General features: G+C 65.6%; 15 protein-coding genes. 7 read left to right on the forward strand and 8 right to left on the reverse strand.

From position 1 onward, the window contains the following. The first annotated feature begins 12 nt into the window (after positions 1–12). Together pyrF and J2W49_RS18165 are read left to right on the forward strand one after the other, a co-directional pair. Complete coding sequence (pyrF, locus tag J2W49_RS18160; RefSeq protein WP_310319515.1) at positions 13–852, forward strand: orotidine-5'-phosphate decarboxylase; 840 nt, start codon at positions 13–15, stop codon at positions 850–852. Positions 853–950: 98 nt separating this feature from the next. Beyond that, positions 951–1,568, forward strand: a complete 618-nt coding sequence (locus J2W49_RS18165) for a glutathione S-transferase family protein (RefSeq protein ID WP_310319517.1) — start codon at positions 951–953, stop codon at positions 1,566–1,568. Positions 1,569–1,859: 291 nt separating this feature from the next. Here J2W49_RS18165 and J2W49_RS18170 read toward each other — a convergent pair whose 3' ends face one another. Both J2W49_RS18170 and J2W49_RS18175 read right to left on the reverse strand, forming a co-directional pair. After that, positions 1,860–2,306, reverse strand: a complete 447-nt coding sequence (locus J2W49_RS18170) for an acyl-CoA thioesterase (RefSeq protein WP_310319520.1) — start codon at positions 2,304–2,306, stop codon at positions 1,860–1,862. Between the two features lie 69 nt (positions 2,307–2,375). Continuing rightward, a complete protein-coding gene (locus J2W49_RS18175; protein ID WP_310319523.1) occupies positions 2,376–3,920 on the reverse strand; it encodes a CYTH and CHAD domain-containing protein in 1,545 nt (514 codons plus the stop codon). 143 nt (positions 3,921–4,063) lie between these two features. Here J2W49_RS18175 and J2W49_RS18180 point away from each other — a divergent pair, with 143 nt between their 5' ends. Next, complete coding sequence (locus J2W49_RS18180) at positions 4,064–4,894, forward strand: MipA/OmpV family protein (RefSeq protein WP_310319525.1); 831 nt, start codon at positions 4,064–4,066, stop codon at positions 4,892–4,894. 145 nt (positions 4,895–5,039) lie between these two features. Here the strand turns inward: J2W49_RS18180 and uvrA are convergent, their stop codons facing one another. Beyond that, positions 5,040–8,129: an excinuclease ABC subunit UvrA gene (gene uvrA, locus J2W49_RS18185; RefSeq protein ID WP_310319528.1), complete on the reverse strand. Its 3,090-nt coding sequence runs from the start codon at positions 8,127–8,129 to the stop codon at positions 5,040–5,042. 300 nt (positions 8,130–8,429) lie between these two features. Here uvrA and J2W49_RS18190 point away from each other — a divergent pair, with 300 nt between their 5' ends. Further along, the gene (locus tag J2W49_RS18190; protein WP_310319531.1) at positions 8,430–9,701 is read left to right on the forward strand and encodes a mechanosensitive ion channel family protein; all 1,272 of its coding nucleotides are present in this window, start codon (positions 8,430–8,432) and stop codon (positions 9,699–9,701) included. A gap of 18 nt (positions 9,702–9,719) precedes the next feature. On the opposite strand, the gene J2W49_RS18195 is transcribed toward J2W49_RS18190, so the two are convergent. Next, positions 9,720–10,784, reverse strand: coding sequence for an acyltransferase family protein (locus J2W49_RS18195; protein WP_310319534.1), 1,065 nt, complete (start codon positions 10,782–10,784; stop codon positions 9,720–9,722). A gap of 405 nt (positions 10,785–11,189) precedes the next feature. On the opposite strand from J2W49_RS18195, the gene J2W49_RS18200 reads away from it, so the two are divergent. After that, positions 11,190–12,359: an MFS transporter gene (locus tag J2W49_RS18200; protein WP_310319923.1), complete on the forward strand. Its 1,170-nt coding sequence runs from the start codon at positions 11,190–11,192 to the stop codon at positions 12,357–12,359. Positions 12,360–12,362: 3 nt separating this feature from the next. Here the strand turns inward: J2W49_RS18200 and J2W49_RS18205 are convergent, their stop codons facing one another. The 3 genes from J2W49_RS18205 to J2W49_RS18215 all read right to left on the reverse strand — a co-directional run bounded on the left by J2W49_RS18205 (position 12,363) and on the right by J2W49_RS18215 (position 16,080). Continuing rightward, on the reverse strand, positions 12,363–13,148 hold the full coding sequence (locus tag J2W49_RS18205) for a cupin-like domain-containing protein (protein WP_310319536.1): 786 nt from the start codon (positions 13,146–13,148) through the stop codon (positions 12,363–12,365). Beyond that, complete coding sequence (locus J2W49_RS18210) at positions 13,145–14,596, reverse strand: metal-dependent hydrolase (RefSeq protein WP_310319538.1); 1,452 nt, start codon at positions 14,594–14,596, stop codon at positions 13,145–13,147. The genes J2W49_RS18205 and J2W49_RS18210 overlap by 4 nt, the downstream gene beginning before the upstream one ends. A 119-nt stretch (positions 14,597–14,715) precedes the next feature. After that, complete coding sequence (locus J2W49_RS18215; RefSeq protein WP_310319540.1) at positions 14,716–16,080, reverse strand: chloride channel protein; 1,365 nt, start codon at positions 16,078–16,080, stop codon at positions 14,716–14,718. 149 nt (positions 16,081–16,229) lie between these two features. On the opposite strand from J2W49_RS18215, the gene ssb reads away from it, so the two are divergent. Beyond that, a complete protein-coding gene (gene ssb, locus J2W49_RS18220) occupies positions 16,230–16,733 on the forward strand; it encodes a single-stranded DNA-binding protein (RefSeq protein WP_310319543.1) in 504 nt (167 codons plus the stop codon). A 380-nt stretch (positions 16,734–17,113) separates the two neighbouring features. Next, complete coding sequence (locus J2W49_RS18225) at positions 17,114–18,475, forward strand: DUF3422 family protein (protein WP_310319546.1); 1,362 nt, start codon at positions 17,114–17,116, stop codon at positions 18,473–18,475. Positions 18,476–18,492: 17 nt separating this feature from the next. Here J2W49_RS18225 and J2W49_RS18230 read toward each other — a convergent pair whose 3' ends face one another. Continuing rightward, positions 18,493–20,247, reverse strand: coding sequence for a SulP family inorganic anion transporter (locus J2W49_RS18230; RefSeq protein ID WP_310319549.1), 1,755 nt, complete (start codon positions 20,245–20,247; stop codon positions 18,493–18,495). Positions 20,248–20,421 lie beyond the last annotated feature (174 nt).

The raw sequence follows: 20,421 nt of genomic DNA on the forward strand, positions 1-20,421 counted from the left end.
TAAAATCGCCGCATGACCTTTCTCGACATGCTGCGCCACGCTGAGCGCCAGAACCGTTCCCTGCTCTGCGTGGGCCTGGACCCGGACCCGGCGAAATTTCCCGACCGCTTCAAGGGCGATGCCAGCCGCATCTACGACTTCTGCGCCGCCATTGTCGAAGCCACCGCCGACACCGCCATCGCCTTCAAGCCGCAGATCGCCTACTTCGCCGCCCACCGCGCCGAAGAACAACTGGAGCGGCTGATGGCACACATGCGTGCCGTGGCGCCCCAGGTGCCGGTGATCCTGGACGCCAAACGCGGTGACATCGGCAGCACCGCCGAGCAATACGCCATCGAAGCCTTCGAGCGCTATGGGGCAGACGCGGTCACGCTCTCGCCCTTCATGGGCTTTGATTCGGTGCAGCCCTACCTGAAACACCATGGCAAGGGTGCTTTCCTGCTGTGCCGTACCTCCAATCCCGGTGGCGACGACCTGCAGAACCAGCACCTGGCATTCACTGAAGGAACCCCTCGCGTCTATGAACACATCGCTCGTCTCGCCCAGGGCCCATGGAATCTCAACGGCCAACTTGGACTGGTTGTCGGCGCCACCTACCCTGACGAGATTGAGCGTGTGCGCGAGATTGCGCCCACGTTGCCCCTGCTGATCCCCGGTGTTGGCGCGCAGGGTGGCGATGCCGTGGCTACAGTGCGGGCCGGCTGGCGCCAAAAAGACGGGCAGACCACCGGCCCGATCATCGTCAACTCGTCGCGTGCCATCCTGTATGCGTCGGGCGGCGACGATTTTGCAGAGGCGGCCAGGCGCGAGGCCCTGCGCACGCGCGACCTGCTGGAAGCCGCCAAGGGCTAGGGCTGTTCGCCTGCTGTTTCGCGCAGGCGACACCGGTTTTCCCCACAGGGGCATCCGGTCTGACTACCATGCGGGATGACATCTGATCGAGTTGCCGCATGAAGCTCTACGTTGCCTCCCGAGCGCCCAACCCACGCCGCGTGCTGATGTTCCTGGTGGAAAAGAACATCAACGGCCTGGAACTGGTACAGGTGGACCTGAATGAGCAGGAGCACAAGGCCGACACCTACAGGGCCAAAAGCCCGCTCTCCCGGGTGCCGGCGCTGGAGCTGGACGATGGCCGGGTGCTCACCGAGTCCCGCGCCATCTGCACCTACATGGAGTCGCTGCACCCCGAACCCAACCTGATGGGGGTGAACGCCGAAGAGCGCGCGTTCATCGAAATGGCGGACCGGCGCATGGAGTGGCACCTGATGCTGCCCGCCGCCAATTGCATCCGCCACACCCACCCCGGCCTGGCGGTGCTGGAACAGCCACAGTTTGCCGACTTCGGTCAGTCGCAAATCCAAAAATTCATGGAGTCGGCGACCTGGCTCGACGCCGAACTGCAACGCCAGCCCTGGGTGGCAGGCGAGCGCTTCACCATCGCCGACATCACGGCGTTCTGCACCATCGAATTCGCCCGCCTGATGCGCTTCAAACCCGCCGACGCCGGCCTGCACGCGCTGCAGGCCTGGCGAGACAAGGTGGCGGCTCGCCCTAGCGGAAAAGTGTAGCCCCCCCGCGCCGCCTTCGGCGTCACCCCCCGGAGGGGGACGCACCTGGCGGCCCGGCAAAGCCGGTTCCGCGGGTGCCCTGGAAGGGGTGTGTCGCGCGCCGGAGACTTCGCCTGCAGTTCTTGGACCGAGGCTCCAATTCGACACCCCGGGGTGCAAGTTCATGGGCCACTCCGGAGCGCGGTCCGTCCCGCCAGCAGCAGCCTTATCCAGAGCACCCGTGGAACCGGCTTTGCCGGGCCACTGGGTGTGCCCCCTTCAGGGGGGTGACGCCGAAGGCGGCGCGGGGGGTTACTCTAGCGGAGCGGGTCTTGTGCTGTCGAACTGGGCGCGGGCGCTGCTGGCCAGTGCCATTTCGCCCGGGGTTTCGGGCGTCCAGCGGTCCACTGGCAAGGGATTGCCTTTGGCGTCGACGGCGATCAGCACCACCAGGCATTCGGCGGTCTTCTCCAGGCGTCCGTCGCTGAGGTCGCCGCTGTGCAGGTCGACCGTGATGTTCATGTTGGTCTCGCCGGTGAAGGCCAAGCGTGCGCGGACTTCGACCAGTTCGCCCACCTTGACCGAGCGGTGAAACCGGATGCTGCTGATGTAGACCGTGCGGCAGGCACTGCGGGACCAGGTGGTGGCGCAGGCATGTGCCGCGTCGTCCAGCCACTTCATCACGGTGCCGCCGTGCACCAGACCACCCGGGCCAGCCAGGCCCGGTTCAACGAGAAATCTCAGGGTGATGGACGCCATGGGAACTCCCTGCAGTGCACAGTTGGGGAGCCATTGTGGTCTGGCTCGGCATCTTTTGCCAAGCCCCGGTCATTTGGCGGGGTTGATCACCTCCACAGAAAGTGGTTTTTTCAACAGCTTGCGCTCTACCTGCGGCAGGTCTTTCAGGCCGTCCTGGATCTGCGCTTGCGCCTGTGCGCGCAGTGTCTGCGCCTCTGGCAAGGGACAGTCCGCCAACAGGGTTTGTGCCGTGCTCAAGTCGTTGAGATGGCCGAGCAGGTCCTGCACCTTGGCGAGTGTCGCGGTGCTGCGGGCCACGTGTTTGGGTCGCAAGAGGCTGGCAAGGAACGACTGGGCGTAGCGCAGTTTCTTCAGCTCGATGCGCAGTTCGTGACGGCCTTCGGGACCGGCCTGCAGTGCGCGCCGCACCTCGCGTCGCAGTCGCTGATGGCGCCGCATCAGGTGTTTGCCGGCCCACTCTGCCAGAGACGATTCGGGCAGGTCGTCCGTGGGCAGGGCCAGCACGGCACGGGTGAAAGCCAGCAGGTTCGAGGTGTGGGTGGGGTGCCTGAGTTGTGCCAATGCCAGGCGGTTGGCTGCGCGCCTCTGGTCTTCTACCCATGCCATCAACCCGTCGCCGGGCGCTCCGCCCGCAGCAGCGCCGAGCAAAGCGGGCAGGCTCTCCGTGGCCAGCACGTCCCAGTTGCGCGCCTCGCCCAGCGCGTGCGCCGTCAGACGCCACTGCGCCTGCCAGTGTGCGGTGAACCGGCGTGGCAGAAAGGGCGCAAAAAGGCGAAGGCCGGTGCGCAGTCGCCGCAGGGCGATGCGGGACTGGTGAATGAATTCCGGGTCGGGCAAGGCGTCAGCACCGGTTTGCAGCAGACCGGCCACGTTGGTCTGGAGGTGGCTGATGCAGCTGAGCGCCGCGCACCGGAAGGCGCTCACGGTCGACATGTCGTCCCGGAGCGTGAGCGCTTGTGCCGGTGCGGGCTGTATTTTCTGCCCGAGGAACAGCGCCAGCCCCCGCTCGGCTTTGCTGCGGTCCACGGGGTGCAGCCAGATGCCGCTGGCGGCGTCGCCGCCGGGACCCAGGGCCAGGGTGTGGGCCAGATCCAGCAGCGCATCGGAGGGGCCTGACTTCAGCTCCAGCTCCAGTTCCAGCAGGGTTTCCTGGTGCGGGCCCTGGCCGTCGCCGGTGGTGATCCGGCCCTGATCGAGTGCGACCTCGATGTGCGCCTCGCCCAGGTGCAACTGCCAGGTGTGGCGCTCGAAGTCTGTGCGGAACACCGGGACCAGTTGCCAGGCCAGCGCAGAGAGTGACGATGCGAGCGCTTCGTCATCGACCAGCGCGGCGAAGTCGAACTGACCCGGCCGGGTGGGCGCTTCCCATTCCTGGCGCTGGCTCAGCCCACCGACCGAGCTGCCCGCCGTTTTGACCGTGAGCAGGGTGCGCCGGCCCACCTGACGCTCCCGCACCGCGATGCGTTGGCTCATGAGGGCGAGGGTGGAGGTGTCGAAATAGGTGTTGAGCAGGCGTTCCCGGCGGGGCTTTTGAGCCGCGAGCAGGGGGTGGGCCTTCAGTCTGGGCACGTCATTTGCCCTCAAAGCCAGCTTGAGCTCGATTTCCAGTGACATGGGGACACGGGTTGATGTCAAAAAAGGAGTCTGACAGTGTTGGAAAGAATCATCTACCGCAGCACATCCGGGATGTCGAAGTGTTGTTCAGACGACGCAGTCGCTTACAAATGGGCCTGGCGCGCCCGATAAGATGCAGACCCATGGTGTTTTCTCAACTGACCCGTCCCTCTCTGTCCGCCCTGGTGTTGGTCACACCCTTGTGGGCCCTTGCCGAAGAAACCAAGGAAGATCGGCACCCCAAGGACTATCTGGTCGGTGCTTCGGTCGTGTCCTCGACCGCGCACATTGGGGCCGGGGAGCGCAAGACCAGCCTCAAACCTGTCTGGTATTTTCAGGTGGGCCCTTTGAGGGTGTCCCGCTCGCAAGGCAGCACGCTGCTGGGAGCGGGGCGCCGCTCGGGTGAAACGGGCGTGAGCGCTGAGCTGCTCGCCGCTCAGGACTGGAACATCGGGCTTTCCTTGCGGGTGGACAATGGTCGCACCTTCGACGACGAGCCGCTGTTTCGCGGCCTGCCCGATATTCGAACCACCGTGCGGGCTCGCGTGTCTGCGCACCGACCCGTGGGTGAGCGCTGGTCATGGAACGTCAACATGGACCAGGACATCATGGGCAAGGGCGGCGGCATGCGGGCCGGTGGCGGCGTGAGCTACCGCTACCCGGTGTCGGAAGCCACCCAGCTGGACTTCGGCCTCTCGGCCGGCTGGGCAGATGCCCGGTACATGAGGACCCATTTCGGCATCTCGCCCGAAGCCGCTCAATTGGTCGGTCGCGCACCCTACGCTCTGGGCAGCGGTTGGGAAGGCATTCAAGCGGGCGCCAAGTTCACCACGGCGATCAGCCAGCGCTGGGTGGTGTTCGGCGGTGTGGACCTGTCGCGCCTGCAGGGTGATGCAGCCCGCAGCCCGCTGGTGGGCCGTCCCATCACACACAGCGTGAACCTGGGAATCGCCTACCGCAATCGAAGGCGGTAGGCCCACCCCCGTTGCTTGCTCGCTGCGCGTAGCCGCATCCCCTCTCAAGGGGGCGATACCTGTGGCCCGGCAAAGCCGGTTCCACGGTATCCCTGGAACAAGGCATTTCGCTCCGGAAGCAATGACTCCGCTTCCCGTTCCTGCCTTAGCGTTTCAACAGTCGCTGCAGGTAGCGGCCAGTATGGCTGGCGGGTTCGGCGGCCACCTGTTCCGGGGTACCTGTGGCCACCACGGTGCCGCCGCCGGCGCCGCCTTCGGGGCCCATGTCGATCACCCAGTCGGCGGTCTTGATGACGTCGAGGTTGTGCTCGATCACCACGATGGTGTTGCCGGCGTCGCGCAGTTGGTGCAGCACTTTCAACAGCAGTTCGATGTCGGCGAAGTGCAGGCCGGTGGTGGGTTCGTCGAGGATGTAGAGGGTGCGGCCGGTGTCGCGCTTGCTCAGTTCCAGTGCCAGCTTGACGCGCTGCGCCTCGCCGCCCGAGAGCGTGGTGGCGCTCTGGCCGAGCTGGATGTAGCTCAGGCCCACGTCCAGCAGCGTCTGCAGCTTGCGGTGCAGGGTGGGCACGGCGCCGAAGAAGGCGTGGGCCTGCTCCACCGTCATGTCCAGGATCTGCGCGATGTTGCGGCCCTTGTACTGCACGTCCAGTGTTTCGCGGTTGTAGCGCTGGCCGCTGCAGACCTCGCAGGGCACGTACACATCGGGCAGGAAGTGCATCTCCACCTTGACCACGCCGTCGCCCTGGCAGGCCTCGCAGCGACCGCCGGCCACGTTGAAGCTGAAGCGGCCGGGGCCGTAGCCGCGCTCTTTCGCGGTGGGCATTTCGGCCATGAGTTCACGGATGCCGGTGAACAGGCCGGTGTAGGTGGCCGGGTTGCTGCGCGGCGTGCGCCCGATGGGCGACTGGTCGACGTTGATGACCTTGTCGAAGTGTTCAATGCCTTCGATGGCTTCGTGAGCTGCGGGCTCTTCGTGCGAGCGGTACAGCGTGCGCGACACGGCGGCATACAGCGTGTCGTTCACCAGGGTGGACTTGCCCGAGCCCGATACGCCGGTGACGCAGGTGAGCAGGCCCACCGGGAAGGCCACGCTCACGCCCTTGAGGTTGTGGCCGCTGGCGTTGACCACACGGATTTCCTGCAACTCACCCAGGGTGGCCACGTGGGCGGCTTCGCGGGCGCTGCGGCGCTCGGCTGCAGGGCTCTGAGGAAAGCGCGATTTGATGGGCGCGGCCTTGGCCTCGGCGGCGGCCTTGTTCACGGGCAGCCAGGGGTTGCGATGCGTGGGCACGGCGATGATGCGCGTACCACTGAGGTACTGGCCGGTGAGCGAATCGGCGGTGGCCATCACTTGCTCGCAACTGCCCTGCGCCATCACCCGGCCACCGTGCACGCCCGCGCCGGGGCCCATGTCGATCACATGGTCGGCGGTGCGGATCATGTCTTCGTCGTGTTCCACCACCAGCACCGTGTTGCCCAGGTCGCGCAGGTGCTGCAGCGTGGCGATCAGGCGGTCGTTGTCGCGCTGGTGCAGGCCGATGCTGGGCTCGTCGAGCACGTACATCACACCGGTCAAACCGCTGCCGATCTGGCTGGCCAGGCGGATGCGCTGCGCCTCGCCGCCGCTGAGGGTGTCGGCGCTGCGGTCCAGGCTGAGGTAGTTCAGGCCCACATCGTTGAGAAATTTCAGGCGCTGGCGGATCTCGTTGATCACGCGCGCGGCGATGTCGCCTTTGGCGCCCTGCAGTTCGAGCCGCTGGAAGTAGGCGAGGGACTCGCCCAGGGTGATGTGGCTTATCTTGTAGATGGGTTGCTTGTGTTCGCCTTCGCCCACAAACACGTGGCGCGCTTCCCGGCGAAGGCGCGAGCCGCCGCAGTCCGGGCAGGGTTGCACGGCGCGGTAACGTGACAATTCTTCGCGCACAGCGGCGCTGTCGGTCTCACGGTAACGGCGTTCGAAGTTGGGGATGATGCCTTCGAAGGGGTGCATCTTGGTGATGCGTTTGCCGGCCCTGGCGCCGGACTCCAGCGCGTAGCTGAACTTCACTTCCTCTTCGCCCGAGCCGTACAGCACCACCTGCTGAACCGCCTCGCCCAGGCTGTCCCAGGGCGCTTCCACGCTGAACTTGTAGTGCGCGGCCAGGCATTCGATCATCGCGAAGTAGTAGCCATTGCGCCGGTCCCAGCCCTTGATGGAGCCGCTGGCCAGGCTCAGCGTGGGAAAGGCCACCACGCGTGCTGGGTCGAAGAAGTCGGTGTGGCCCAGGCCGTCGCAGGTGGGGCAAGCGCCCATGGGCGAGTTGAACGAGAACAGCCGTGGCTCCAGTTCGCCCACGGTGTAGCTGCACACGGGGCAGGCGAATTTGGCCGAAAACGCTTGTTCGGCGCCGCTGTCCATGTCGACCGCCAGGGCCTTGCCGTCGGCCAGCCTGAGCGCAGCTTCAAAGCTCTCAGCGAGGCGCTGTCGCAACGGATTCACAGCGTCTTCTTCAGTATCGGAACGCACCTTGATGCGATCAACCACCACGTCGATGTTGTGCTTCTCCGTCTTTTTCAGCGCGGGCAGAGCATCAAACTCCAGCACCTCGCCGTTGATGCGGAAACGCACATAACCCTGGGCCTGCATATCGGCAAACAGTTCGACGAACTCGCCTTTCTTCTCACGCGCCACCGGCGCCACGATCATCAGGCGTGTGCCTTCGGGCAGGGCCAGCACCGTGTCCACCATCTGCGCCACACTCTGTGAGGCCAGGGGCAGGTTGTGGTCCGGGCAGTAGGGCGTGCCGGCGCGGGCGTACAGCAGGCGCAGGTAGTCGTGGATTTCGGTGACCGTGCCCACGGTGGAGCGCGGGTTGTGGCTGGTGGCTTTCTGCTCAATGGCAATGGCGGGCGACAGGCCTTCGATCAGGTCCACGTCGGGCTTGTCCATCAACTGCAGGAACTGCCGTGCGTAGGCCGACAGGCTCTCCACATAGCGGCGCTGGCCCTCGGCGTACAGCGTGTCGAATGCCAGACTGCTCTTGCCCGACCCCGACAGACCGGTGATCACCACCAGCGCGTGCTTGGGGATGTCGAGATCGATGTTTTTGAGGTTGTGGGTGCGTGCGCCGCGCACCGACAGCACCGCCGGGCGGTGCGGGGCCGACAGGGGATGGAGGGCGGATTGAGGAAGGGGGGGCAGCGGGTGATTCAAGGCGGGACAGGCAAGAGGGTAGACCGGAAGGCAACCCGACATGATAAATCCGGGTGGAAATTTGTGAAGCCCTGCGAACTGGAGACACCTGGCGAACGCAGGATCGCGAGCCATTGCGCTCACATCCTGATGTGCCCCGGCGCCGTTCCCGTGGGTGATGAGCGCCTATGATCACGACTCCTTGCCTGAAACCGGGCACACGCTGCGGCATCGGTACGCTCGTGTTCCGGTGCGTGGTTTCTGACGAAAGTCCCCGTCCACGTGTCTCCTCGGCTTGCCATCGACCTGGCAAGCGGGCCGTGCAGGCCTGGGTCGCAGGCGCATCCAACACCGCAGACTGAAATGAATTTCGATATCCCCTGGCTGATGGAGCAGGACCCCGCCATTCAGGCCATGCTGGGCCTGCTGGCCATGTGCGCGCTGGCCTACGTGGCCCGCTGGCTGGTGCACACACTGCTGCAACAAGGTGTGGGCCGCTGGGTGCAGGCGATGCAGGGCCGCTGGGCCCAGGTGGTGTTGCACCGCACCGTGTTGCGGCGGCTGTCGCAGATCGTTCCTTCGCTGGTGATCCAGACCACGGTGGAACTCATTCCCCACCTGCCCGCTGTAGCGGTGAGCATCATCCGCAATGTGGCGGTGGCCGTCACCGTGCTGCATGTGGTGCGCATCCTGATGGCGCTGCTCGACGCCGTGCAGGAAGACCACGAACGCACAGGCGTGACCATCTCTGCCCCCACGCGTTCGATCAAGAGCCACATCCAGTTGGGCAAGCTGGCGCTGATGCTCATTGGCAGCCTGGTCATCATTGCCGCACTCATTGACCGATCGCCACTGATCCTGCTCTCAGGCCTGGGCGCCATGTCGGCCGTGCTGTTGCTGGTGTTCAAGGACACCTTGCTGTCGTTCACGGCGGGCTTGCAGCTCGCGTCCAACGACATGCTGCGTGTGGGTGACTGGATCGAGATGCCGCAACTGGGCGCCGATGGCGATGTGATCGACATCGCGCTGCACACGGTGAAGGTGCAGAACTGGGACAAGACCATCACCACCATCCCGACCTGGCGCCTGATGTCGGAGAGTTTTCGCAACTGGCGCGGCATGTCGGAAGCCGGTGGGCGCCGGATCAAGCGCACCATTCGGCTGGACGCCGCCGCGGTGCGCTTCCTGGAGCCGCCAGACATCGATCGGCTCAAGCACATCGCTCTCATCCGGCCCTACCTGGAGCGCAAGCTGCAGGAGGTGCAGGGCACCAACACGGAACTGAGCCAGAAGCTGGGCGAGCTGGCCAAGGATCCCGCCAATCAGCGCCGCCTCACCAACCTGGGCACTTTCCGCGCCTACATCGACGCCTACCTGCGCCAGCACCCCGGCATTCACCAGAACATGACGCTGATGGTGCGGGCCATGGAGCCTTCGGCCCAAGGGGTGCCGATGGAGGTGTACTGCTTCACGTCGAGCACCGCCTGGGTGGTGCATGAAGGTGTGCAGAGCGACATCTTTGACCACCTGCTGGCGATCCTGCCGGAGTTTGGCCTGCGACTGTTCCAGGAGCCGACCGGGCACGACATCGGCGACGGTTTGCGTGCGGGGCTGGCGGTGTCTGCGCGGGACTGACGCCCCGCCAGCCGAGCCTCAGATACCGCTGCCCACCTGCGCCCGGGGCGGCGTCCAGCGTCGCGCCAGTTGCATGCCCGGGCGCTCCACCCAGCGGTAGAGCGCATAGGCGCACAGGTAGATGACGGCCATCGTGACCAACAGATGCACCGGGCCATGCCGCCCCAGCTTGTGGAAGCCGTACACGATCAGCGGAAAGTGCAGCAAATAGATGGAATAGGAAATCTGGCCGGTCCAGGCCAGAAACGGCAGCTTGAGCGCCGGTATCTTCAGCATCCAGACGAACAGGGCCGCCACCCCCAGCCCGACGACCTGCGTCGCCATCTGCAGGTGATTGAAATAGAACGGCATGGCACCCAGGCAGACGAGCCAGGCAATGCCCGGTATCCAGGCACTGATCGCACTCAGACGGTCGCGGAGGTGGTAGGCCACCGAGCCCAGGCCAAAATAAATCAGCTGCGCCGGAAAGGCCGCCCCTATCAACACGCTGAGCTGGCCGGGCGACCAGGGGCGGGACAGTTGTTCCAATGTCGGGCGGTAGAGTTCATCCAGGTGGCGGTGACTGGCCAGCCAGGTCCATGCGATCGAAAGCAGCATGAGGCCCGCGAGCAAATGCCAGGGCCGACGAAGGCCGACCACCAACAACAGGGGCGCCAGGGCGTACCAGATCACTTCCACCGTGAGCGTCCAGGAGACGCTGATCACGTCGAACTCAAACAGCGCAACCGCATGCAATTGCTGAAGGTTGACCAGGTTCAGAAAAAAAGGGAAGGGACTCTCGATGATCCGGTCTGGAATGAGTTTGCCCGTCAGCACGCCCACCAGCAGGTAGGCCACCCAGTACGCGGGGAAGATGCGGAGCACCCGGTGCAACCAGTAAACGGAAGTGGTGTGCTTGCTGGCACTCTCTGTGATCAGGTAGCCACTGAGCACAAAAAACAGCTGGACGCCAAGCAGTCCACCGAAGGTGCCGAGGATGGGCACCGAGAATCCCGTGTAGGCATGAAGGTGGTGAGCCACGACCGCGAGGACCGCCATGCCCCTCATGATGTCGATATTGGGCAGGTGGCGTGGGGACGTCATACAGGGCGGTCGGGATGCGGTGCGCGATTTTGCCTGATTCCGCCAAGCGTCTCTTGTGCGAGCCAGGCGGGTTCTGGCTGGAGCCTCCGTCAAGACCATGCGGGTTGGCGCACAATCTGGGACCCCGCCAACAGCATCACGCAGATCGGGGGCCTAGCACGCCGACTCAGAGATTTCGGAGCATGACAAAAACGATGCATTCAAGCCGCTGGCAAGGCGCACACCACAGCGATACCCGTAGGTATCGCGCGGATGTGCAACGCCGCCATCGGGTTGAAGGCGCGTTTTTGTGTTTCGAAATTTCTGAGTCGGCGTGCTAGCCGTCCCGATTCCGATTTTTTGCACGTGACCTCCTCCTCCGTTTCTGCCGTTTCCGCCGATTCGTCGCATTCCAGCGTTGCCCGCATGACACCGGCAGAGCGGCGCTCATCCTGGTCACTGGCTTCCATCTACGCCCTGCGCATGCTGGGGCTGTTTCTCGTGTTGCCGGTGTTTGCGCTGGAGGCCCGCCACTACCCCGGCGGCGACAACCCGGCGCTGGTGGGCCTGGCCATGGGCATGTATGGCCTCACCCAGGCCATGCTGCAGGTGCCTATGGGCATGGCGTCCGACCGGCTGGGCCGCAAGCCGGTGATCCTGTTCGGTCTGGCGCTGTTTGTGCTGGGCAGCCTGCTGGCGGCCTGGGCACCCAGCCTGCCGTGGCTGGTGGCCGGGCGTGCCCTGCAGGGCGCCGGCGCCATTTCAGCCGCCGTCACCGCCCTGCTGGCCGATCTCACGCGCGATGAGGTGCGGACCAAATCGATGGCATTGGTGGGTATCAGCATCGCGATGATGTTTGCACTCTCGCTGGTGCTGGCGCCGGTGCTGGTGCCACACATCGGTCTTTCTGGCCTGTTCTTCATGACCGGCGTCATGGCGGCCATTGGCATGGCGGTGGTGATCTGGGTGGTGCCGCCCGAGCCGGTGCAACATGTGCAGCAGTCGCGCGGGGGCCTGCGCGAGGTGCTGGCAGACGCCGACTTGCTGCGGGTGGACCTGGGTGTGTTCGTGCTGCACGCGGTGCAGATCGCCATGTGGCTGTCGGTGCCCGCGCTGCTGGTCGAAGTCGGCGTGGCCGGCGCCAACCAATGGAAGGTCTATCTGCCCGCCGTGCTCGGTTCGCTGCTGGTCATGGGCGGCTTTCTGTTCCGGCTGGAGCGCCATGGCTATTTCCGCGCGGTGTATCTGGGCGCCATTGCCCTCATCGCGCTGGTGCAGCTGGGCTTTCTGCTGAGCCTGCAGGCGCCTTCGCTGTGGGCGGTGGCGGGGCTGCTCACGCTGTACTTCGTGGGCTTCAACACGCAGGAAGCCAGCCAGCCCAGCCTGGCCTCCCGGCTGGCCAGACCACACCAGCGCGGCGCGGCGCTGGGTGTGTACAACACGTTGATGTCGCTGGGCATCTTCACCGGTGGTTTGCTGGGCGGCCTGGTCTTCAAGCTAGCGGGCAGTGCCGGGATCTTTGGGGTCAGTGCCGCGTTGATGCTGTTGTGGCTGGCGCTGGCCTGGCCTATGCGGGCGCCGACTGCGCAGCGTTGAACCTTACCCGGCTTTGCAATGACAGGTGCAATGGCCGCGACGCCACAGGCCGGCGTTGTGCGCGAGCTGCAAGGCGCCCGTTTGCAGCCAGCAGCCCCAGGTGCGTTGTCGGCTCCCGAAGAAGCCGCTGAGCAACACGCTGGCTTCGAGGTTCACGACCTCGTGCCACCAGCCATGGGGCACGTACAGCGCGTCGCCGGGGCCCAGGTCCACCACCTGAGGCGCTGCCAGGCCCTGGGCTTCGAACCGCTGCGCCAGGGCATCCACCCCCAACACCGACAGCCTGGCCCAACGGTCGAACTTGCGCGACACCTGCTGCGCCGCCTCCACGCTGCCCGGCGGCAATAGGTAGAACCGTTTGCGTCCGCGAAGGGTCAAGGCCACGTTGTCCAGCAGGTCGTAGTGCAGGCCCGTGCGCGCATGGGCAGGCCCGATCCACGCTTGGTGCGAGATCACCGACCCGGGCGGGAACAGCGCGTTGGGGTCGAGGTCGTCGCGCAAGGCCGGAAAGTGTTTCAGGAGATCGAACTCCTTCAGATGGCCCACGGGCTCGTCGGTGGCGCGCGGGTCTTGATCCAACCGGGCCAGATGTTCGCCCCAGGTGGTGCTGACCAAGTGCGCGGCGTTGGTCTCGCGGTTGCCTTGCACCACCTGGACCGGTCGTTGGGGATCGAGTGCGCCGAGGTGCGCAAAGGTCCAGCGCTGCAGGGCAGGCCAGTTCCATGCCACACCACGCCACAGTTGCGGTGTGTTGCCCCATTCGCGGGGCGGTGGGCCAGGCCGCGTCACGGCAGCCTGGACAGCCAACGCTGCATCGCCTGAATGCGGCTCAGCGACACGCGGCGCCACAGCGGCGCCCAGCGGGCGCCCGGCACCTGGCCGCGCAGCAAGACCCCGTGGTCCAGCGAGCGGGCATGCGGAAAGTAGTTCGGCAGCACTGCTTCGATGTGCCGAAACCCTTTGCGGTGGTAGTAGCGCAACTGGGGGTCCAGCGGCAGGCCATGGCGCCGCTGCCGCACGTAGGTCTGGGCATTGCCCTGGGGATGGTTTTGCAGCCAGTTCGCCAGGCCGGGGATCGGTGAGCCCAGAAAGATGTAGCGCCAACCGCCCTTGAGTGCGTGAGGCCAGAAGTAGCTGAAGATCGCTTTCACGGCCTGTGGATCGATGCTGCTCAGGCTGATGCCGAACAAGGCCTTGTCAGGCCCGGTGGCGGCATCTACCTCGCGGCCTTCGATGCAGTCGCGCCAAGTTCTTGCTTGCGACATGGCGTGGGTGCAGGTGGGCTTCATGAACAGCGAGGCCAGGGCTCTGCCGGTGCGCGGGCAAAATGCGCCCAGGCAATGTTCGGGATGGCGGCGCATGCGTTCGAGCATGTCCGATGCCTGCGCGGCTTGCTCATCGGTCCAGCAGGCGTGCTCCAGCGCCATCAGGGCCTGGACGTCGGCGGCTTGCAACTCTCGAACGGTGATCGGCACCGAGGCGGCTTTTTTTGTCGAGAACCTGGGCAGCAGATACGACGCCCAACCTACCGTGGTGGACCACAGGTCCGGGAGTGCGCGCACCGAGCCAGCGAGGCTGGATATCCAGAATCGGGACGCGCTCAGACGCCCTGTCCCCACGTCGTGGCGGTAGAAGGCGCGCATGTGGCGCAGCACATCGCCCAGCATGACGACCGAAGCCACCAGAAACCAGCCCACCCGGGCGCCGTAGGACAGGTCCCGTGCCGCCATCAGATCGACCGTGACACCCAGATGGGCCATCTCTTCGGCGCAATGCCAGCGCCACAGACGCGTTTGCGGGTTGGGGGTCGATGTCAGCACTCGCTCGCTGCGCAGGGCCACTGCTGAAATGGTGGCCGTGACATGCTCGAAAGCCGCCGCCAGGCACAGGCGCTGGTCCGCTGACAAGTGGGTCTTGATGGTGCGCAGATCGTGGGCGATGCGTGCTTCCATAGCCGCCACGTGGTGGCCTTGTTGTTCGAGCCGCGCGTTGTAGAGCCGGTGTGCGCGCTGGTGGGCCTCTTCTTCATTGATGAACCGGGCGCACTCAAGGTGCAGGTCGCAGCCAGGGGGCAGGTCCCGGGCGGCCTCTGACACAGCGTCCATCACAAAAGCTTCCCCTTCCGGAAGCATCACGGAGAAGGCGTCGAAGAGGTAGGTGCGGGCGGCGGTCTGGTTCCAGAAGATGGTGGGTGAGTCGGTGGTGGGTGCCGGGACAGCCGTTGGCGGTGAGGGCATGTGCAACGCGAGAAAGGTAGACAGAGACTGTCACCTTAGCGACACCATGTTTCATCTGCGTGACGGTCATGCCACCACCGCCAGTTCCTCACCCCTCAGGGTGGGTTGATCTACCCGACCTATCGGTCTGCGGGTGGCGTGGGCGCCGGCGAACCCGCCATCGAGCGCATCATCAGTACCGACATGGTGCTGTAGAGCGGGCGGCTGATCATGCGCGAGACCAGGCTGGCCATCAGTGCGCATGCCATCAGGCTGAGCACCATGCTGTGGCCATCGGTCATTTCCATCACGATGATCATGGCGGTGATGGGGGTCTGCGTCACCGCCGCCAGAAAGCCGCACATGCCCAGGGCGATCAGCGCGGGGCCGTGGGGCGAATTGAGCAGCCAGGCCACGTCAGCACCCAGCCCGGCGCCAAGCGACAGGCTGGGGCCGAAGATGCCGCCCGGCACCCCGGCCCAGGCCGACAGCCACGACGCAATGAATTTCAGCGCTGTGAACAGCAGCGGTTGTTGCGCCGGCATGCTGCCGCTGGCGGAGGCCAGATCCAGCAGTACGTGTGTGTGCTGATGACCCACGCCTGCGACCGCGCCCCCGCTGATTACCACGATCACCGCCACCACGAAGCCGCAGATCGCCGCAAACATGACGGGTCGCTTGCGGCGATAGGCGCAGAAACGATCAGGCAGGCCGGTGAACGAAGCCAGCATCAGCCGCGAGAGCAGACCGCCCAACAAGCCGCATCCGAGCGCCACGATGGAACCGGGCACCAGCAGGTTCCACCACGATACACCCTCAGCCCGCACGCGCCCGAAGTACGACAGGTTGCCGAACGCCGACACGGCGACCAGACCGGCGATCACGATGGCCGCCAGCATTAGACCGCTGCTGCGCTCCAGCAGTCGGCGCGAAAGCTCTTCAATGGCGAACACGATGCCGCCCAGCGGGGTGTTGAAAGCAGCGGCAATTCCGGCTGCGCCGCCAGCCACCAGCAACTCGCGGTCGCTGATGCCCGATCGCGGCGACAGCCAGCGCCGCGCGTGCAGCATGACCCCGGCCGCCACCTGCACCGAAGGGCCTTGCCGGCCGATCGACAGGCCCGCCAGCAAGCCACCCGAGACGGCAAGAACCTTGGCCGCGCTCAACCTGAGCGAAATGAAACGTGAGCGCTCGCTGATGGGGGTTTCAGGCGCCAGCGCCGTCAGCAGCTGGGGCACGCCCGAGCCGGCGGCGCCCGGCGCCCAGCGACGCACCAGCCACACCACCAGGGCGGTGACGGCGGGAGTCCAGATCAAGGGTGCCCACCAGGCGCTGCTGCGCAGGCCCTGGTACAGCTCGATGGCGGCATCGGCCAGCAGGGTGAAGCCCACCACGGCCAGACCAGCGAACACGGCGTAGGTGATGACGATGACCCGGTCCAGCCACTGGCGCCCTCCGCCCATCTCGTCGCGCAGGTTCTGCAGGAAATCCGGTTCGCCTTTCATGGTCCGTCAGTGTAGGGCCTTAACGAACCCGCCTTGACGTGGCCGCCGGGCGGAAGCGGGCAATTGTTGGACTTGCGGCACAATGTCCGATCGTTTGCGGCACAGCGCACCCACTTGCCGCTCACCGGTTTCTCTCTTAGGACATCACCATGGCATCCGTCAACAAAGTCATCCTCGTCGGCAACTGCGGCCGCGACCCCGAAATCCGTTACCTGCCCTCAGGCCAGGCCGTGGCCAACGTTAGCGTGGCCACCTCCAGCCGTCGCAAGGACAAGAACAGCGGTGAGATGATCGAAGACACCCAGTGGCACCGCATCACTTTTTACGACCGGCTGGCCGAGATCGCCGGCGAGTACGTGAAGAAGGGCCGTCCCATCTACGTGGAAGGACGCCTGAAGTACGGCACCTACGTTGACAAGGCCACCGGCGTAGAGAAAAACACCGTCGACATCATCGCCACCGAACTGCAGTTGCTTGGCGGCCGTGAAGGCATGGGCGGCGGCGGTGGCGGCGAAGAAGGCGGTGGTGGCGGTTATTCGCGCCCGGCCGCAGCACCCCGCCAGGCGGCACCCGCACCCCGTCAGGCGCCTGCTCCGGCGCCCGCGCGCCAGTCCAGCGGCTTTGACGACATGGACGACGACATTCCTTTTTGAAGAGAACGGCCCTGACAGGCCCGCTCGCCGCATCAGACCAGACAGAAGCCCGTGGCGCCCGCGCCGCGGGCTTTTTTTCGTCTGGCCGGAGCCTGCGGGCGTGCCATGGGGCGGATGCGTGCGGTGAGGGGGCTCGCGCTTCGCATACATTCGGCAGAAGGCTTTGCCGCCGATCCCCCACCCACCTAGTGTGCTGTCCCGCAAATAACTTGCATATGAAACCGTGTCTTCACACCCATGGCTGCGTTGCAAATCCTCGCGATAGCACAGGCTATCGCTGCGGCTTGCGCCTTGCCCTGGGCGCGAATCCATCGGTTTCATTTCATGCAACTATTTCCGGGACAGCACACTAGCGGGTTGCTGACTGCTGGTGCCAGACCATGAACCCACCCATCGATCTCTCAGCCCCCGCCACCCGTTTCGCCGACATCCTGCCGCCCAACGATCCCCTGCGCGAAGAGCTGCACAACGAAGTGCACGCCCGGCCCTCTGCGCGCATCCGGCTGCCGGTGCTCATTGTCTTTGTGGCGGTGCTCAACGAAGGCGTGAGCCGCGAGCAGGAGTGTGAGCACCTGCGCCGCCTGCCCGGTCAGGAAGACCTGCCGCTGGCGCAAATGCAGGGCAACTTCGTGCGCCTGCGCTTTGGCGACCACACGCTGAAGTGGGAGCGGCACAGCGAATTCACCCGCTACTCCATCGTGCAGCCCTTGCCGGAAGGCGCCGGGCTGGGCACCAGTGAACCCGAACTGCTCAGTGCGCTGGTCACGCCGCCTGGCTGGATGCGCGACATTCCCGGCCGAACGGTGGCCGCCATCAAGATGGTCATGTTGCAGGCTGAGCTGCCCGAACAGACGCCGCAGGCTCAGGCGGCACTGATGGCGCAGGCACAGCACTGGTTTGGCGGGCGCACCGTGGTGGCGTCTCAGCTGGGCGGCGGGCATTCCTGGGCCTTGACGGACTTCCGCCTCAACCCCTCGGGCTTCGAGCGCATGCTGGTCATCACGCCGCCCGACACCACCGAGACGCGCGCCGGACGCATTTCGCAGCGGCTGTTTGAAGTGGAGACCTACCGGCTCATGGCCTTGCGCGGCCTGCCGGTGGTCAAGGCGCTGGCGCCCATGCTGGCCGAGGCCGAAACCCAGCTGTCGGTGATCACCGCCCAGCTGGAGAACAAATCCACGTCCGAACAGCAACTGCTGGACCAACTGGTGGCGCTGGCCGCGCGCGTGGAGCGCGCCACGGCAGAGAACGTGTACCGCTTCTCCGCCACCCGCGCCTACGACAAGCTGGTGAGCCAGCGCATCGCCGAACTGCGTGAAAAGCCCATCCCTGGCACACAGACCATCGGCGAATTCATGCAGCGCCGGCTGTCACCCGCCATGGCCACCGTGGCGGCCACGGCGCAGCGCCTGGCTTCATTGTCCGAGCGGGTGTCCCGCGCCAGTGCCCTGCTGCGCACCCGGGTCGACATCGTCACCGAAGCGCAGAACCAGCAACTGCTGGAAAAACTCACACGTGGGCAGGAAATGCAGCTGCGCCTGCAGAGCACGGTGGAAGGCCTGTCCATCGCGGCGATTTCTTACTACGTGATCAGCCTGCTGCTGTACGGCGCCAAGGCCGGCAAGGCGGCCGGCCTGCCCATTCACCCGGAAATGGCCGCGGGTGCGCTGATTCCGCTGGTGCTTTGGGCGGTGTGGCGCACCACCAAGCGCATCCACGACAAGCTGCACCGGCCGGATTGACGCCTTTGTATGGCGGCTCAGCCCTCGGGCGGAGTGGCGGGCGCGGTCAGTGCCGTGACCGCCTGGTGGTGCGTGAAAAACACCTGGCCGGTCAGATGGTCCAGAAAGTCGCTTCGCTTGAGCCGGTCCATCACCGGGCCCTTGACTTCGCTCAAGTGCAATTGCACGCCGGCGTCCCTGAGGCGCTGCACGATGGTGCCCAGGCTTTCCAGTGCGCTGGCGTCGATGTCGTTCACCGCGGTGCACTGCAGCACCACGTGCTTCACGGCAGGGTTCAGCGCCACCAGCGCCGCCACCTGGTCCTCCAGAAAGCGCGCGTTCGCAAAATACAGGCTTTCGTCCACCCGCAGACCCAAAATTTCCGGGTGCGTTTCCACTTCGTGGCGGTGCACGTTGCGGTAGTGCTCGGTTCCTGGCACCCGGCCCACGGTGGCAATGTGGGGCCGGCTGCTGCGCCACAGATGCAACACCAGTGACACCAGCACACCCACCACCAGGCCGGTCACCAGATCGATGAGCAGCGTGACTGCAAAGGTCAGCGCCTGCGCGGTGAAATCCACCTTGGAGTAGCGCCACACGCGTTTGAACGAGGGCACATCCACCAGGCTGTAGACGGCCACCACGATGGTGGCCGCCAGCACCGCCAGCGGCAGGTTGCGCAGATAGGGCGTGAAGAACAGGGCGGTGGCGGCCAGCATCAGAGCGGTGTAGATGCCCCAGGCGGCGGTGCGCCCGCCGCCATCGGCCGCCACCACGGTGCGCGAGAAGCTGGCGCCGATGGAGAAGCCGCCCGTCAAGCCCGCGGCGAAATTGGCTGCACCCAGGCTGCGCATTTCGGCGTTCGGGTCGACGCGTTCGCGGCGACGCGACGCAAAAGTCTGCGCCACCGACACCGACTCCACGAACGACACCAGGCTGATCAGCAACGCCGGCAGGAACAAGGCCTTCACCAGGGGCCACCAGTCGGTCGCCAGCGGGCTCAGGTCCAGCGTGGGCAAGCCGCTCGGGATGAAGCCCACCACCGCCAGGCCCTGCTGGTCCCAGCCCAGCCAGGTGGTCAGCACGATGCTCAGTATCAGCAGGAGCAAGGGCGCGGCTTTGGTCAACAAATCAGCCTGCGGCGCGGCCAGGCCCACCGCCATCAGCAGGCGCTTGAGGTGAAAACGGATGCCCAGCAACGCGAGCATGGCCACCATGCTGACGACCAGCGTCAGCCCATGCACGGCAGACCATTGGTTCGCCACCTGGGTGAGCAGGGTCACCACGTCGTGGCCCTGCAGCGGCAGGCCCAGCAGATGCTGCAACTGGCTGCCGATGATCAAAATGCCGGAAGCCGAGATGAAGCCCGAGAGCACCGGGTGACTCAGAAAGCCCGAGACAAAACCCATGCGCAGCGCGCCCATGAAAAGCAACAGGGCGCCCACCAGCAAAGCCAGCACCGCACTGGCCGCCACAAAGCTGGCGCCTCCCACAGCCACCACCGCCCCCAAAGCCGCCGCCGACATGATGGACCGCAAAGCCGCCGGACCCACCGCCAGCACATGGCTGCTGCCCATGAGCGCATACACCACCAGCGGCAACATGCTGGCGTACAGCCCCGTGACCGCCGGCATGCCCGCCAACAGCGCATAGGCCAGGCTCTGCGGGATCAGCAGCAAGGTGACGATGGCCGCCGCCGTGAGATCGCCCGTGAAGGACTCGCGGCCATAGCCCCGCGCCCAGCGCAACACCGGGAACCAGTCGTGCAGATGGGCGCTGAAGGGTGTTTTCAAATCAGGTTCAGATGCGGACTGCCGCGATTACACCGCGACAAAGCCAAGTGCTCTGGTGGGCGATGCCTCGTTCCAGAGCACCCGTGGAACCGGCTTCGCCGGGCCACAGGGTGCGTCCCCCCTCCCAGCGCCGCAGGCGCGCCAGAGAGGGGGGAAGCCACGAAGCGGCGCAGG

Origin of the sequence: Hydrogenophaga palleronii (assembly GCF_031457455.1) — a bacterium.
Taxonomy (GTDB): domain Bacteria; phylum Pseudomonadota; class Gammaproteobacteria; order Burkholderiales; family Burkholderiaceae_C; genus Hydrogenophaga; species Hydrogenophaga palleronii_A.